Raw genomic sequence first — 14,038 nt, forward strand, 5'->3', positions numbered from 1 at the left:
TCTGTCGTCTGTCCTGTGGGGGATAATGTGTGTGAAATGACGCAAGCACAGTTGACTGTCTGGCGTAATCGCCTGCTGTCAGACTGGGCCCAAGTACGAGAAACGCTGATCGGTCAGCTCAAAGCCTGCCGCCGTGACGAGTGGGCCGAGCAGGTAGGTCACTGCGAGCAGGATCAACTGGTGGAACTGACCAGCCGGCTGGATCTGCCGAAGGTAGAGCAGAGTGTGGCCCGCCTCAAGCGGATCGATGCGGCACTCTGCCAGATGGATCTTGGCCTCTATGGCCTCTGCTCCGATTGTGAAGAGCCGCTTTCCATCGAACAGCTGGAACAGGATCCGACTCTGCAACGCTGCCCGCGCTGTGAAACCCGTTACCGCAAAGTGTTACAATCAAAAGCACACACATCCGAAGAGATCTACAGATTGTGGGCCGAGAAGAACGAACCAAAGATAAATCAATAGCTTACTCATACATCAGGCTGAGTTCTAAACAACAAATCAAAGGTGATGGAGCAAGACGGCAGATCCAAGCTGCCGAGCTGTATTGCAAGCAAAACAATCTAGTCCTCTCACCCAAGACATTCCGCGATTTAGGCATATCTGCTTACAAGGAAGTGGATCGCCCTTCCCTTTCTGACCTTCACCAGTGCATCGCTAACGGCATGATCCAAGCTGGTGATGTCGTTATTCTTGAAAAGCTAGATCGTCTGAGTCGGCAGGGCATTGCCAAGACGCAGGCAATGCTTCAAGAGATATTGTCCAGAGGTGTTGTTGTCGTAAGTCTGATGGATGGGCTTGTGCTTGATCGCGATTCACTAAACGATTTGACATTAGTGATCCGAATAGCGGTTGCTAGTGATATTGCCTATAAAGAATCTCTGGCTAAGTCTCAACGCATACAAGCGAACAAAGACGCAGCCAGAGAGAAAGCAAAACAGGGCGTTGCAATACCTCGCAAGCTGCCATTTTGGCTATCGTTGATTGACGGAAAGTATGATTTCAATGATCGCCTCCCTGTGCTGAAAACTATCATCGACATGAAACGTAATGGTGCGTCACTCGCTAAAATTGCGGCTCATTTGAATAGCTCCAGTATCCCCACTGCTAATCATAACGGCATCTGGAACCCAAGCACTCTCCGCGACGTGATAGCTAATCCCTGTCTGTATGGTGCGCATCAAGTCAGAGTAAAAGTCCAGGGCAAGTATCAGCCGAGCGAGTTGATCAATGATTATTACCCTGCGGTAATCAGCTTTTCAGAGTATCAAGAGCTTAACAGCCGAGCAGTTCAACGCCCCGCTGGCAGAAGCGAAACGAATCACATTAGTGGCTTGGTTTACTGCGAACACTGCGGCAAGAAGATGGCGGCAAAGAGCCGCAAGAATAAAACTGGAAAGGTCACTTATTACTACTGTCGGTACTCTTTATTGGAGAGCTGTGAGCACAAAGCCCACGTTCGCGATCTACATAGCCATGTGATTGAACATGCCAATCGATTGGAAATCAAACAGACGCTAAAAGACGACAAACGCGCTAACGAAATTTTGATCGAGTTGAGCCAGATCGACAATAGAGTCCGAGAGCTGTCTGAATCACTGGCAAGCATGACTAGCACAATAGCCACAACAGCTATTATCAGTGCCCTATCCTCTCTCGAAGAACAGAAGAAGGCTCTATTAGCAGAGCAAAGACAGTCCGTGCCAATCGCTGCTGACGCTGTTAAAACACTGCTGACGCTGGTGGATGATCCCAAGCAGTTCAACATTCAGCTAAAGAAGATTGTTAGCGAAATAAGAGTACGTCAAAGCGGAAATGGTCATATCGTCAGCGTGAAACGACACGATGGACACAAGATTGTTTTTCATACAAACGGTGCATTTACCACTGATACCAAGCAATTCTTGGACGAGGTTCGTCAAATCAATCAATAGGCCGCGAAGCGGCCTTTTTCATGCCCGTTAAATGTTGAATTAACGGGATCGAACGGGGTTATAATCCGAGACGCTGAACGACTCGTTGACATGTTGTGATGCTGAACTTTGATCCTCTAGCCGTCTTGATACCACGAGCATTCAGACTCTCGGCCATGCGCTTGAGTGTGTATCCGTTGCGTCTCATTTCTTGAAACTCTGCTCTTAAACTCTCTGCTCTATCGTCTGCGGCTTCTTTAACTGCCAGGTTGCGAGTCTCACGATCCCCTTTATAGCCACCCAGCTTAACGCCACGCGCTTTGGCTGCTTGTAACGCTGCTTTTGTACGTTGAGATATGAACTCTCGCTCCTGTTGTGCAAGTGCTGCATACAAGTGGATCTGGAACTTATCAGCAAACGGCATACAAGCGATGCGAACGTCCACATGCTTGATGATATGAGCGACTGTTTCGACGTCACGACTTAGACGATCCACTTTGGCAACAAGTAGAGTTGCACCTGTGGCTTTGCAGAGTTCGACGGCTGCTTTCAATGTCGGGCGATCATTAAGACTGCCCTTACCAGAACGAACATCAACGAATGTTTCAAGCACCTCGGGATCATTTGCATAGTGAGACAGAAACAAATCGGTGTCTCGTTGTTGTGCTTCTAATCCGAGTCCAGATTCGCCCTGCTTTTTTGTACTCACTCGGTGATAGATAACAAATTTCATTGTCAAGTTAATCCGTTCTGTTTCTTACTCAATAAGAACATGGTAACAGGAGGCCAGTGCCAGTAAACAGATTACAACACTCGTTGTTGATGTGTATGACGTATGAAATGTGTAAGAGTTGACAGGCAACGGAAGTCCTGTTTAGTGGATTTCAGTCATAGGTGAGAGATAACGTCCGTATTACCTATAAGATCGCGTGTGATTACCACTGAAAATCATTCAATAAACAGTGATTTTTGGGTCATAAAACAATGATTTTACCGCTGCTTTTGCACTGGTATTTTCGGATATCCTTTCATGTTCTTTTTCACCAACGTGAATATTTCAGCAAGCAATCGAAGATCCATCACCGGCTCATTTTTGAAATCAACGACTAAACAATTCGACGGTGTTATTTCAGCGCGGTACATATACCCTTTATGGAATAATACCATGTTAATATCATATCCCATAAACGGTATAACAATCGTGGTATTATTGAATCGATTGTCGGCCCTAGACTTCTTAAACTTTTGAATAGTGGATTTGCACCACTCTTTCATGATGTGAAATGGATTTTGAAATCGGTATTTAAACTTGAACATATAGCTCCTTGGTAATAGGGGGGTGTTTTATTGAGAATGTATGACCACAACACAGCCACATGTCTCTGTCGTGTGTAGGAAATCGAAAATTCCAAAAACTTTTTTCGCTGATTTAAACTGGAATAACGATTTCGCAGTCCTTTAGATACTCGGTATCTTCACGGCGAGGATGTTCTATCAACAAGTATTCTCTGATTTTATTGATATCCCCCTTGGCAATAAGCCCTTGAATTTCACGGGTCTTAGACATATGGCATGGATTACAGACACTAACAAAGTTAGCACGACAACGCGCAAAATTACGACTCGGATCAAGTGACAGCTCCAGATGATGATCGACCGCAACAGCAAGACGGCGGCCACAGTGTTCACACATCGGGTAATTGATTCTATGGCTCTTAGATAACGAACGCCATCCAGATGAATTATAGAAATCCATGTTAGTGTCTAAGCCCTTAGCAGTTGTTTTTGAGTATTTGCGTGAGCGGTGAATTTTCTTGTGTTCTGGGCAATACCAGCCTTTCCCTTCAAAGGCATTAGTACAAGTCGGGTGGGTGCATAGTTTTAGCATGTTGGCTCCTTTTATTTTTATTTACTATCACGCTGGTGGAGCCCTAGAGAAAAAAGTTTCGGCCATAGACTTCCTGTAAACCTGACTAACGTGGGGTTGTGTTAGGAAGCAGTGTGTTTATATAGCCCGCCCCCCTATAAGCAGAATGTTTATTACCGTGGGTGGTCGTGTTATTATAACTACATCCGAAGTTAAAGTTAGTAAGTTGATTTCCTCGATGTGAATATTTCATGATGTTTATTACATTGGTAGGCAGTGCTATTATAACTGCATCCAAAGTTAAAGTTGTTTATTTGATTTGAATATTTGGCAATGTTTATCACCCTGTTTTTATTCGTTATAATAAACAGGTGTTTTTCACAGTAATCTCCTGATTTTGAATATTATTTTTTCATTTTCCTCATGTTGAAACCAGTTCATTGGACTGGTTTTATTTTGATCTGTGAAATAGTCACGCAAAACTGTTTAATAATTTATTAAGGAGAAATATATGGCAGCTGCCAACACCATCACCGCACAAGAAAGAAGAATTATCGAGACCTATGGGTTTACCACGTATACATTTGCACTAACTGGTCATACGAGATCTAAGATTTATAACTGGATCAAGAAATATGATATCAAAGTGCCAGAACTGGCGGAAGTAAATGAACGTGTGAACGCTATAATCAAGCAGCACGAAGCTAACAAAGTTTAATAACCATCTGAGGAAAACATAATGAACAAACTAATATTCCATCAATTTAAAGGAGACATATCGTGGAAAAAAACCATAAATCAAAATTTTCTATTCAAGAAGTAAAAGAATTATATGCGGATGCAGAACAGATAAAGATCTACGATTATCTGGATAATTTCGGCCTAGATGAGCATGAGATTAAACACATGCTTGAACTAGAGGAAGAGTTTCGGCCAAAGCTGGCATTAACTCGACTCGTTAGCCTGCTCAAGGAGAAGGAAGAAGTAAAGAAACAGATTCAGAAGAACATGACAACAGATGAATCATTGCTCCATTTATATGACTATCTGAATCGCAAGAACATATATTATTTGGGCGATACAGAAGAATTCGTAATGCTTGAGCCAGTTGGTTATGAAGACGAACCACACAATTATCGTTGGACAACTCTGACATTCAAACAGATAAAAGAGCGTTATGATAACGGAGAACATCCTACTCCTAGGATTAAAACACTCGATGATATTCTATTAGATAGTAGGGTTGATTCTGGCATAGGCGCGATTATGAAAAACGCACTATGTTATCTCGGTGGGCGCAAGACAACACGCCGCTTCAATTTTAGAACGTCTTCATCGCGTCGCATGGAAGACGAAACTCTGAATATGTGCGAAGCCGAGAAAGAAAAGTGGATTATTAACTCTGACGAGTACCACATTGCAGATCCTAGTAAGCCAGATCCATATGTTAAAGCATTGCTATGGTCAATTTCAGGCGAGAAGCAAGAAAACTTTGACCATATATGCAAATGCATTCTCTGGAAACTAAAAGGTGGTGTTATGCATACATTGCCTTCATTAGTGCTATTCGGTGGTCAGGGTTCCGGTAAATCAACTTTCACAAGCGTACTGATGCCGACTGTTTTTCATGGTTCTAGTTCTTGCGTATCAGGTAAGATCGACGATTTAAGCCGTTTTAACAGTTATATGGAAGGTGCGCATCTTGTGTATTTCGATGAAGCTAAACTGGACAAGCGTTTCAACGAAGAACTGAAAAAGACTATCGGTAACGTTAGTATTCCAATCGAGAAGAAAGGACAAGACAAATATTATATCGACAACCTCGCATGGTATGTGTTCTGTACCAACGACGAATTCGGTGCTGTTGCTTTGAGTCAAGACGCCAGCGAGAACAGACGATTCAGTATTTGCAAGGGGAATGATGCGCTGTGGAAAGTAATAACCCGAGAATTCGGAGTTAGCACAGAGGCGGAAGCAAGAGAGATTGAACAGCGTGTTATGAAAGCTTGCAAAGACAGGAAAGCAGTTGCACAGACGATAAAGTGGATCGAGAAGACTTACTGGGAAAGCATGAATAACCGCTGTCCAAGAGCATTGCACGGTGAAGACTATGAAAATCTATTGGGTATGCAGAAATCCGATAAAGATCACTTAGGGAAGGTGCGAACAAGTCCCTGATATGAGATCATGTTTGTCATCTGGAGCCATGGAACAGGGTTCATCATGAGTCATCAGCTCACCTTCGCCGACAGTGAATTCAGCAGTAAGCGCCGTCAGACCAGAAAAGAGATTTTCTTGTCCCGCATGGAGCAGATTCTACCATGGCAAAACATGGTGGAAGTCATCGAGCCGTTTTACCCCAAGGCTGGTAATGGCCGGCGACCTTATCCGCTGGAAACCATGCTACGCATTCACTGCATGCAGCATTGGTACAACCTGAGCGATGGCGCGATGGAAGATGCTCTGTACGAAATCGCCTCCATGCGTCTGTTTGCCCGGTTATCCCTGGATAGCGCCTTGCCGGACCGCACCACCATCATGAATTTCCGCCACCTGCTGGAGCAGCATCAACTGGCCCGCCAATTGTTCAAGACCATCAATCGCTGGCTGGCCGAAGCAGGCGTCATGATGACCCAAGGCACCTTGGTCGATGCCACCATCATTGAGGCACCCAGCTCGACCAAGAACAAAGAGCAGCAACGCGATCCGGAGATGCATCAGACCAAGAAAGGCAATCAGTGGCACTTTGGCATGAAGGCCCACATTGGTGTCGATGCCAAGAGTGGCATGACCCACAGCCTAGTCACCACCGCGGCCAACGAGCATGACCTCAATCAGCTGGGTAATCTGCTGCATGGAGAGGAGCAATTTGTCTCAGCCGATGCCGGCTACCAAGGGGCGCCACAGCGCAAGGAGCTGGCCGAGGTGGATGTGGACTGGCTGATCGCCGAGCGCCCCGGCAAGGTAAGAACCTTGAAACAGCATCCACGCAAGAACAAAACGGCCATCAACATCGAATACATGAAAGCCAGCATCCGGGCCAAGGTGGAGCACCCATTTCGCATCATCAAGCGACAGTTCGGCTTCGTGAAAGCCAGATACAAGGGGTTGCTGAAAAACGATAACCAACTGGCGATGTTATTCACGCTGGCCAACCTGTTTCGGGCGGACCAAATGATACGTCAGTGGGAGAGATCTCACTAAAAACTGGGAATAACGCCTTAAATGGCGAAGAAACGGTCTAAATAGGCTGATTCAAGGCATTTACGGGAGAAAAAATCGGCTCAAACATGAAGAAATGAAATGACTGCGTCAGCCGAGAAGAATTTCCCCGCTTATTCGCACCTTCCTTAGAAACTTCCAACAGCGGAAGAATTTGACAGAGACGTACAATGACTTTAAGCCTGCCTTCAAATTGCTTAGGGAACAACAAAAGAAAGGGATAGAGTATTTTCATCTTGTCTATGCTCTATGGCTTCGGCACCAACACGATTACATGATGTATCCGAACATGAGAAATAACGATCTTTTTAAAATTGTCGAATACTCACCGATAGTTTCCATTCTTGCAGAACGTGAATCAATCATGGGTAGAATTAAAACGTTATTCGACGAACTCGGATACTACCACTGAAAAATCTTGGTAAAGGGAAAATTGTGTGATTACGTCAAATCAAACGTGATCGCGGCTTTATCAAATAAAACAAATCAAAACGCTGGTGAAGTCCACCAGCTTTCAACTATCAATATTAAACACAACTAAGGAGATTTACCTTGAGAAAATTTATCAAAGACATTAGCAACCTTGAAATCCGTAGTCATTATCCACATGCCGATGAACGGGAACTGTATTACGTTACTTTTGGACGTGACTGGAAGGTCGGATCAAAGAACTTGATGCGAGAACTGGCATACGTCACTCGACACACAGAGAGCATGACACACCTCAAATATGTTCTGGCATATTGGTTCCTACACCCACATTTTGACGATGAAAGGAACAACGAGATTAAAGAGTGGTTCAGCGCCACAAAGTTCTATAAGTATCTGACCCTGGGCGAAGGAAACTATCCTGATACCGACGAAGAGTTTCAGAAGTCTTGGATCAATATAGCTTTATGCAGCCCAGTGGATTCATGTGACATGCACAAGCTGCCAGATGAAGAAATCCGAGCGATGTTTGATATCTGATGTGTGTTTTTTACATTTTGAAATTGGTCTTAGTGAAATTTCTAGATGGCTGGGACTGTGGTGATTTCGATTAAATCTCAATAAAACGGCCCCCTTTCTAAATAACAGGTGGGTTGGGTGCCCACGATATCAGCTCCGCAGCCGCCTTCGGGCGGCTTTTTCATATCTCCAATCTGCAAATTCCTGTGCGGATTAATCTACTAAGGAAATAGTGGATTCACTGCAAAATCCTGTGCAGTGGACTGAGCTGATTACATAGCTCAGTGACCAGCTATAAAGGCAGCTGATTAAATCCTCCACGCGAGGTTCAATAAATAGCTCATATACAAGGAGCTAATATGACACCACATGAATTTCTGAACATACTGGCAAAAAAAGCCAATATCCCAATTACCCAATCAAAGGACTTTCGATTCATCGAATCATCCGGCATTAGAGTTCTGGATCACTATCACAAGATTGCTATCAGTATTTCAACACACGAAAAACAAACTGTAACGCACTACCACGAGCCCACCAGCGAACTGATAACAATGCTTGTCGATGCACTGAAAACGGGTGCAAAGAGCCACCAGCAACGTCTGGCAGATGATCGTATCAATCACTTTAAAACTATGAAGGGGAAGAAGAATGTTTAACATGAACACCAAGGGATTCCAGGTCGAAGAAATCGAACAGCAAAATGATCAACAAGATGAACAGTTTGATGAAGTAGTCAGCACAATTGACCCAGAATTCGAGTCAGAGATTCGCCGCTTCATTCGTACTTGTTACTGGTACGGACTGAAAGATGATTGGATTAATAGCCTTGAGAAGGATAAGCCTAATCCCTCATTTGCTGGCATGACAGGTATCCCGCGTGATGTGCTAGTGAATCTGATTCGTAACGAGATGAAAGAACTTGCGGAAGTAGCTCAACGCGAACGGGAACTCGAAGAAGAACGGATCGGTAAGCTGTATGTCTAATGAAATCGAAGAAATCGCTGGTAGCTCGCTGCCAGTGGTTTATCGCGATCTTGTAGTAGGTAGCTATGATGACACTAGCGAGGTGATGGAAAGTGTTCCTGAGCTGTTTGGCGTAGCATTGGAGCTGGTGGATTGTTATAGCTACTGGAAGATAGTCGAGACTGATGAACTGGACAGGATTATGAGCGACTTGATCGATTATTGAACTGATTAGATAGTGAACTGATTGATACTGTGCGGTAGCACTTCGCGTAAGCGATTATCATTAATAGTATTATAATCAATACTACTTAATTATAGTAATAATTATCGGCTGCGCCGAAGTCGCTAACGCGACAATCTTATTAATGATTATTTTTAATACTGATTATTAATAATTATTAATGATCAATATCTATCGCTACACTACGTTTCGCGAAATCACTTCGTGATAACTGCATTATAATCACACCTCGAAAAACGGTAAACATTTCCGTTCAAAAATAATTTCTTAGTTCACATTTCACACTGTTGTCAACCTTTGTTTATAGTCGTCATAATCAATGTTATGATCACTCTATCGAAACAAGGAGACAATATGATCTATAAAACAGCGAAATCAATCGCAAATACCACCGGACAACACATCCCGAATATTTTCAAATCAATTTCCACTCTCTGCAAGCGTCACGGTATCAAACCCACCAGCATTGAATATGAACTGAAAGACAACAAACTTCACTCTCTTATGATCAACGATCTGATGTTCATTCGTGGCAAGTCAAATCATTGGGAGCGTGTTTGATGGAATATGAGCGTGAATATGATTTTCTCGTTGAAATGTCAGAACACCGGAGAAAGTTTATCCCGAACGGTGTCACTCTCTATTACTTCCAGAACAATCAACTGATTGATTATTTCATTCATGAATTTCAAGCGAGAGATACCGAACATCGCTACTCACTGAAAAAAGACGGTAATAGAGTATTCTTCACCGACGGTTCAACAAGCATGATCACATTAATCGTCGGAACCAATTACTTCCAACTGGATTTCGATTACTGGGGTAAACTTGCTTTCAGTGCCGTTTATGAAGCAAATAATACTGATCGTTCATTCTTTTGGAAGAAAGAATGCACTTTGATGGAACCTGGACTTTATGCCGCTTTAGATATTATCATGAATCCTATCACCGCTGATAATTTCAAGTGGTAATGTTTATTGTCAGCATAACGCATGATAATATTGTTTTGTTGATGAACAACATTGCCTTGTGAGTAAAACATTATGACTGAGGAATATATTATGACCTATTAATTTAAAGGAGACTGAAAAATGCCTGTTATTGAAATCAAAACAGATAAAAAACTCACCCATTCTGAAATCTATAATATTATCCAAGAATCAATCATTGAAAACATTCACACACGTTTTCATAAACTCGAAATTCCGTGCAGCTCTGTATACGAAACTCGTACCGGATTCCGATTTGATCTAAAACTCGGTATTACCACTGGTATTCTCATCGAGAATGGCCACGTTTTTATTGAAGACCTTATTGAAGGTGAACTGAGTAAAAGCAAAGTAATCACATTTGAAGGCGACCGATTCCGAATCATCGGCACTAATTACCACAGCCCCTCTATCGTGAGTGAAATCGTTGATGTTCTGCTTGATGAATTCGATCACGTTAAAGGCCAAGAACTCTACGACAAAGTGAGTATGACCGATCTGAGTAACATCGCTTGGATGTTCGGTGAGAAACACCGCTGGGCTACACCAGATGCGGTATATATCGATGACGCAGACAAAGATTTCCATGTAATCATTGAAGCTGACGGCCACCTGATTTCTGTTCACGCTGAATTCGAAATCGACAATAAACCGGTGTTCGAGATTATCAGCCGTCATTGTGCCCTGCCCGCAAAAGCTGTGCGACTCACTATGAAACGGTTCCGTGATGCTTATAACAGTGTGGAGGGCGTTTAAATGGAAATGAAAAAAATGTCCGAAAAAGAAATGAATGATTACGCCCTTGAATATTACATGAATCCCGTTATCGATAGCCTAGAAGACCTAGGCTATCTAATCAGCGATGTTACTATCGGCACAAACATTTGTTCAGTTGATACTCCATTCGGCAAACTGATTCTTGAACTAGAAGGTCCAACTACTGGCATAGGGGAATTTATTCTTCAAGATGAAGATCAGATTAGAGCGTCACTTGTTCGATTTGCTAACAATGAATACCACGTCCGTACTGACAGCTATCAACAAGCATTGGTCGCAGAAATCGCCGGAACTCTTAATCGTGACCACACGCCGAGCATTGAATCTTGTAAACATGAATCAATTCCTCTGACCGATTTACATAACGTAGCTTGGATGTTCGGTACTGAGCATAAAGTTGATCGTGATGTTATTTTCGTGAAGGTCGATGATCATATCAGCGTCCAGCTAGAAATCGACGACGATTGGTTCACTGTTATACCAGTGATTGAAGATTATGAAGATGGTTTTTGTTTCAATATAAGCAGGTATGATTGCCTGCCCGCTCGCACTGTTGAAAATTTGAAATCAAAATGCCGAGAAATTTATGCCGATGTACTTGCTAAACAGGTTTCAGAATTGATCGATTAAAGGCCCCGAAGGGGCCTTTATTTTTTAACTCTCACAACCTTCGGTAAAAGCTTACCCGCGATATATAATTTAATATACAACTTTTTATCGTCGTGGATTTTGAAGTAGTATTCACCTGATAACGGTAACGACCAATGTTCAAAGCTATCGATTCTTCTTCTCGACAGTGATTCCCAACTTGGAAGTCCATCCTTACTTTTCATTATAAAATTTCTAAAAGGCCAAAAACCTCTTCGCCATTCTAATTCCCAATGATTAACAATCATTGATTTGCTACTAAGATTTGTAATGAATATCTTGTTTTCTTCCCTGCCATGTATGTTAAATTCGCCTGTCACCGAAACTCGGTAATGGTTTATCCACATTTCAGCTATTTTAATGAGTGCTAAAATAGTAGATATAACAGCACCCCAAATTGCAATCCAATCATTTTGCATTATATTAACCCAAAGCTTTCTCAGCATTAGCGAGGAATAATAAATTGGTAGCAGTTAGATGAATCATATAACTAGCAAGGTGCTCTGGGATTTCGATTACTTCTGGGCCCTGACCATGACTCCCTTTTTCATTTCTAACTTTTGGCACACCTGTTTTAATAATAGACTTGAAAATATTATTTATTTCTTTATGCTGCATTTTTTGCCATTCAGGGAATAATCCATTAGCCGAACACGAATCAATCAGTGGGCTGGCAGTAGCTTTGCCTTTCTCATAATCCCATCCGCGCTTTTCATGAATAGCCTTTAACATGCTTTCGAAAGAATTCCCACAACTGGATATAGCGTCACGATAACGGCCATGCCTGTAATGATCATGCGCGGTCATGAACTCGTTCTGAGAACCGGCATACATAGGTTCGGAGTTTAATGCCGTAAGAATAGGTAGCATGACTTCTGACTGTATAAATTCACTTTCAATTTTAATGATATGCAGGCTGTTTTTATCAATCTGATATCCTACCGCTGACTCACGAAATCTAGTATTAATTTCGTCAATCAGGCTGTCGATATCAACTGATAACGTGCCTCGTTTACTATATTTATCCACTCGGTCTATTACAACTTCCAGTACGGATAGAAAGCCATCGGTATCACAGTAATTCTCAACATATGAAAATAGCACCTGAGTTTCATAGTTCTTTTCACTGTATTGGCTAATTGCAAATACATCATGAGGAAGATTATCTCCGATTTCATTTTCTATAAGTTCTTTCACATTTGCGTATACAGGATTCATTACTCTATCCCTAAGAGTAAAGAGATTCTCGTATATTTTTAATATCTGAAATCTTAATCTTCTTGGAATATCTTCATATTGGTAAACATCATTGAATTCACCGCGAAGTCGCTTTTGTCGCTTTGCATATGTTTCATGAATAGCCATCAATCTGTCCCTAATCTATCAATTGATAAACAGGATTTTACCACTGCGGTGCTGTTTGACTACAGAAAACAGCCGTGTGCTTTCAAGCGCCAAAGCAAGGGATTCCACGCCCACGAACTGTGAGGGATGCACATCTGTGCATCCGCTCAACCCTCAGCACTGGTTACTCCGTCGTTCCTGTCCAATACTCACCGTATCAGCCTGTTCGAGGGTATGCGTTGTGTACAGACTCTTGTTGTTATGGTGTTTGTGTTGCCAGGCTACGGCACAAGAGTCATTGGTCGTGGGCTGGGTCGACTGGCAGCCCTTCAGTTATCGCAATGAACAGCAACAGCTCCGCGGACTGGATGTGGAGCTGCTCAACGCCATCTTCCTGCGTGCCGGTTATCAGGCCAGATTCAGTGAAATGCCCTGGGCTCGCGTGTTGCACGAGCTGAAATTCGGCACGGTTCAACTGGCCATGTCAGCCAATATCACCGCCGAGCGGCAGCAATATGCCCGCTTCAGCCACCCCTATCGGGAAGAGGAGACGGCCATCGTCATCCGTCGGCAAGATGCCGAGCGCTGGCGCGGGATCACCACCCTGGAGCAGTTGATCAACACCCCTGACTTCCATATCGGGGTGCTCAAGGGCTTTGATTATGGCAATACCTTCCGCCAGTTGATGGCAAGGCCCGAGCTGCAGCCCCGTTTGCAGATGCGCCTGCGGCTGGAGCAGTTACTAAAGATGTTGCAAGGGGGACGGATCCAGGGGTTTATTCTGGATCCCCACGGACTGCAGGAGTGGCAGGGTAAGGATGGCGTGCAGGACAAGCTGTATATTCTGCTGCATATCGAACTGACACCAGTTCACCTGATGCTGAGCAAAGAGAGCACCACAGAGGCGCAACTGCTGCGGATCAATCAGGCTATCGATCAATTGAAACAGAGTCCCGACTATCAGCAGATCCTCGATCGCTATCAGTTCAGATCCCTGCATTCACAGGAAAACACTCATAAGTAAGGGGAGCATCTGCTCCCCTTGCAGTCTCAAACAAACCCAATCCTGTCTCAAACAGCCCTGGTTGCAACTTGCCAGGACGTTTTGGTCACCGATAACGTG

18 protein-coding genes are annotated in these 14,038 nt (G+C 43.3%); 14 read left to right on the top strand and 4 right to left on the bottom strand.

All coding sequences use genetic code 11. The features are described from left to right. The first annotated feature begins 36 nt into the window (after positions 1-36). Positions 37-462 (top strand): TraR/DksA family transcriptional regulator, encoded by a 426-nt coding sequence (locus ACTG2G_RS01070; RefSeq protein ID WP_374759793.1) that lies wholly within the window; start codon positions 37-39, stop codon positions 460-462. Then, the gene (locus ACTG2G_RS01075; protein WP_439985049.1) at positions 426-1,931 is read left to right on the top strand and encodes a recombinase family protein; all 1,506 of its coding nucleotides are present in this window, start codon (positions 426-428) and stop codon (positions 1,929-1,931) included. Before ACTG2G_RS01070 ends, ACTG2G_RS01075 begins: the two co-directional genes overlap by 37 nt. Positions 1,932-1,989: 58 nt before the next feature. Here the strand turns inward: ACTG2G_RS01075 and ACTG2G_RS01080 are convergent, their stop codons facing one another. Next, complete coding sequence (locus ACTG2G_RS01080; protein WP_439985050.1) at positions 1,990-2,643, bottom strand: recombinase family protein; 654 nt, start codon at positions 2,641-2,643, stop codon at positions 1,990-1,992. Positions 2,644-3,339: 696 nt separating this feature from the next. Then, positions 3,340-3,798, bottom strand: coding sequence for a hypothetical protein (locus tag ACTG2G_RS01085; RefSeq protein WP_439985052.1), 459 nt, complete (start codon positions 3,796-3,798; stop codon positions 3,340-3,342). A gap of 490 nt (positions 3,799-4,288) precedes the next feature. Here ACTG2G_RS01085 and ACTG2G_RS01090 point away from each other — a divergent pair, with 490 nt between their 5' ends. The 11 genes from ACTG2G_RS01090 (at position 4,289) to ACTG2G_RS01140 (ending at position 11,553) form a co-directional block, all read left to right on the top strand. Next, positions 4,289-4,495 (top strand): hypothetical protein, encoded by a 207-nt coding sequence (locus ACTG2G_RS01090; protein WP_439985053.1) that lies wholly within the window; start codon positions 4,289-4,291, stop codon positions 4,493-4,495. Positions 4,496-5,316: 821 nt separating this feature from the next. Next, complete coding sequence (locus tag ACTG2G_RS01095; protein ID WP_439985136.1) at positions 5,317-5,955, top strand: primase-helicase family protein; 639 nt, start codon at positions 5,317-5,319, stop codon at positions 5,953-5,955. A 45-nt stretch (positions 5,956-6,000) separates the two neighbouring features. Beyond that, positions 6,001-6,981 (top strand): IS5-like element IS5 family transposase, encoded by a 981-nt coding sequence (locus ACTG2G_RS01100; RefSeq protein WP_232093577.1) that lies wholly within the window; start codon positions 6,001-6,003, stop codon positions 6,979-6,981. Between the two features lie 570 nt (positions 6,982-7,551). Next, a complete protein-coding gene (locus ACTG2G_RS01105) occupies positions 7,552-7,968 on the top strand; it encodes a hypothetical protein (protein WP_439985054.1) in 417 nt (138 codons plus the stop codon). A gap of 338 nt (positions 7,969-8,306) precedes the next feature. After that, a complete protein-coding gene (locus ACTG2G_RS01110; protein WP_439985055.1) occupies positions 8,307-8,606 on the top strand; it encodes a hypothetical protein in 300 nt (99 codons plus the stop codon). A gap of 1 nt (position 8,607) precedes the next feature. Continuing rightward, entirely contained in the window at positions 8,608-8,934 is a 327-nt protein-coding gene (locus tag ACTG2G_RS01115) for a hypothetical protein (RefSeq protein WP_439985056.1), read from the top strand. Continuing rightward, positions 8,927-9,139 carry a hypothetical protein gene (locus ACTG2G_RS01120; RefSeq protein ID WP_439985057.1) on the top strand — a complete coding sequence of 71 codons (213 nt, stop codon included), beginning with the start codon at positions 8,927-8,929 and terminating at the stop codon, positions 9,137-9,139. The genes ACTG2G_RS01115 and ACTG2G_RS01120 overlap by 8 nt, the downstream gene beginning before the upstream one ends. A 372-nt stretch (positions 9,140-9,511) precedes the next feature. Continuing rightward, positions 9,512-9,718, top strand: a complete 207-nt coding sequence (locus ACTG2G_RS01125) for a hypothetical protein (RefSeq protein ID WP_439985058.1) — start codon at positions 9,512-9,514, stop codon at positions 9,716-9,718. Beyond that, the gene (locus ACTG2G_RS01130) at positions 9,718-10,128 is read left to right on the top strand and encodes a hypothetical protein (protein WP_439985059.1); all 411 of its coding nucleotides are present in this window, start codon (positions 9,718-9,720) and stop codon (positions 10,126-10,128) included. Before ACTG2G_RS01125 ends, ACTG2G_RS01130 begins: the two co-directional genes overlap by 1 nt. A gap of 120 nt (positions 10,129-10,248) precedes the next feature. Beyond that, positions 10,249-10,902, top strand: a complete 654-nt coding sequence (locus tag ACTG2G_RS01135; protein WP_439985061.1) for a hypothetical protein — start codon at positions 10,249-10,251, stop codon at positions 10,900-10,902. Next, entirely contained in the window at positions 10,903-11,553 is a 651-nt protein-coding gene (locus ACTG2G_RS01140) for a hypothetical protein (RefSeq protein ID WP_439985063.1), read from the top strand. 17 nt (positions 11,554-11,570) lie between these two features. Here the strand turns inward: ACTG2G_RS01140 and ACTG2G_RS01145 are convergent, their stop codons facing one another. Together ACTG2G_RS01145 and ACTG2G_RS01150 are read right to left on the bottom strand one after the other, a co-directional pair. Beyond that, positions 11,571-11,990, bottom strand: a complete 420-nt coding sequence (locus ACTG2G_RS01145; protein ID WP_439985064.1) for a hypothetical protein — start codon at positions 11,988-11,990, stop codon at positions 11,571-11,573. A gap of 4 nt (positions 11,991-11,994) precedes the next feature. Then, positions 11,995-12,936, bottom strand: coding sequence for an STM4504/CBY_0614 family protein (locus ACTG2G_RS01150; protein WP_439985065.1), 942 nt, complete (start codon positions 12,934-12,936; stop codon positions 11,995-11,997). A gap of 283 nt (positions 12,937-13,219) precedes the next feature. Here ACTG2G_RS01150 and ACTG2G_RS01155 point away from each other — a divergent pair, with 283 nt between their 5' ends. Next, the gene (locus ACTG2G_RS01155) at positions 13,220-13,939 is read left to right on the top strand and encodes a substrate-binding periplasmic protein (protein ID WP_201950754.1); all 720 of its coding nucleotides are present in this window, start codon (positions 13,220-13,222) and stop codon (positions 13,937-13,939) included. Positions 13,940-14,038 lie beyond the last annotated feature (99 nt).

It is taken from the genome of Aeromonas sp. 55A, assembly GCF_051919665.1.
GTDB classification, from domain to species: domain Bacteria; phylum Pseudomonadota; class Gammaproteobacteria; order Enterobacterales; family Aeromonadaceae; genus Aeromonas; species Aeromonas veronii.

Excerpts from the sequence above, each read along its gene's own strand:
- ACTG2G_RS01070 (WP_374759793.1), top strand. The coding sequence starts at position 37 with ATGACGCAAGCACAGTTGACTGTCTGGCGTAATCGCCTGCTGTCAGAC.
- ACTG2G_RS01080 (WP_439985050.1), bottom strand. The coding sequence starts at position 2,643 with ATGAAATTTGTTATCTATCACCGAGTGAGTACAAAAAAGCAGGGCGAA.
- ACTG2G_RS01085 (WP_439985052.1), bottom strand. The coding sequence starts at position 3,798 with ATGCTAAAACTATGCACCCACCCGACTTGTACTAATGCCTTTGAAGGG.
- ACTG2G_RS01090 (WP_439985053.1), top strand. The coding sequence starts at position 4,289 with ATGGCAGCTGCCAACACCATCACCGCACAAGAAAGAAGAATTATCGAG.
- ACTG2G_RS01095 (WP_439985136.1), top strand. The coding sequence starts at position 5,317 with ATGCATACATTGCCTTCATTAGTGCTATTCGGTGGTCAGGGTTCCGGT.
- ACTG2G_RS01100 (WP_232093577.1), top strand. The coding sequence starts at position 6,001 with ATGAGTCATCAGCTCACCTTCGCCGACAGTGAATTCAGCAGTAAGCGC.
- ACTG2G_RS01110 (WP_439985055.1), top strand. The coding sequence starts at position 8,307 with ATGACACCACATGAATTTCTGAACATACTGGCAAAAAAAGCCAATATC.
- ACTG2G_RS01115 (WP_439985056.1), top strand. The coding sequence starts at position 8,608 with ATGAACACCAAGGGATTCCAGGTCGAAGAAATCGAACAGCAAAATGAT.
- ACTG2G_RS01120 (WP_439985057.1), top strand. The coding sequence starts at position 8,927 with ATGTCTAATGAAATCGAAGAAATCGCTGGTAGCTCGCTGCCAGTGGTT.
- ACTG2G_RS01125 (WP_439985058.1), top strand. The coding sequence starts at position 9,512 with ATGATCTATAAAACAGCGAAATCAATCGCAAATACCACCGGACAACAC.
- ACTG2G_RS01130 (WP_439985059.1), top strand. The coding sequence starts at position 9,718 with ATGGAATATGAGCGTGAATATGATTTTCTCGTTGAAATGTCAGAACAC.
- ACTG2G_RS01135 (WP_439985061.1), top strand. The coding sequence starts at position 10,249 with ATGCCTGTTATTGAAATCAAAACAGATAAAAAACTCACCCATTCTGAA.
- ACTG2G_RS01140 (WP_439985063.1), top strand. The coding sequence starts at position 10,903 with ATGGAAATGAAAAAAATGTCCGAAAAAGAAATGAATGATTACGCCCTT.
- ACTG2G_RS01145 (WP_439985064.1), bottom strand. The coding sequence starts at position 11,990 with ATGCAAAATGATTGGATTGCAATTTGGGGTGCTGTTATATCTACTATT.
- ACTG2G_RS01150 (WP_439985065.1), bottom strand. The coding sequence starts at position 12,936 with ATGGCTATTCATGAAACATATGCAAAGCGACAAAAGCGACTTCGCGGT.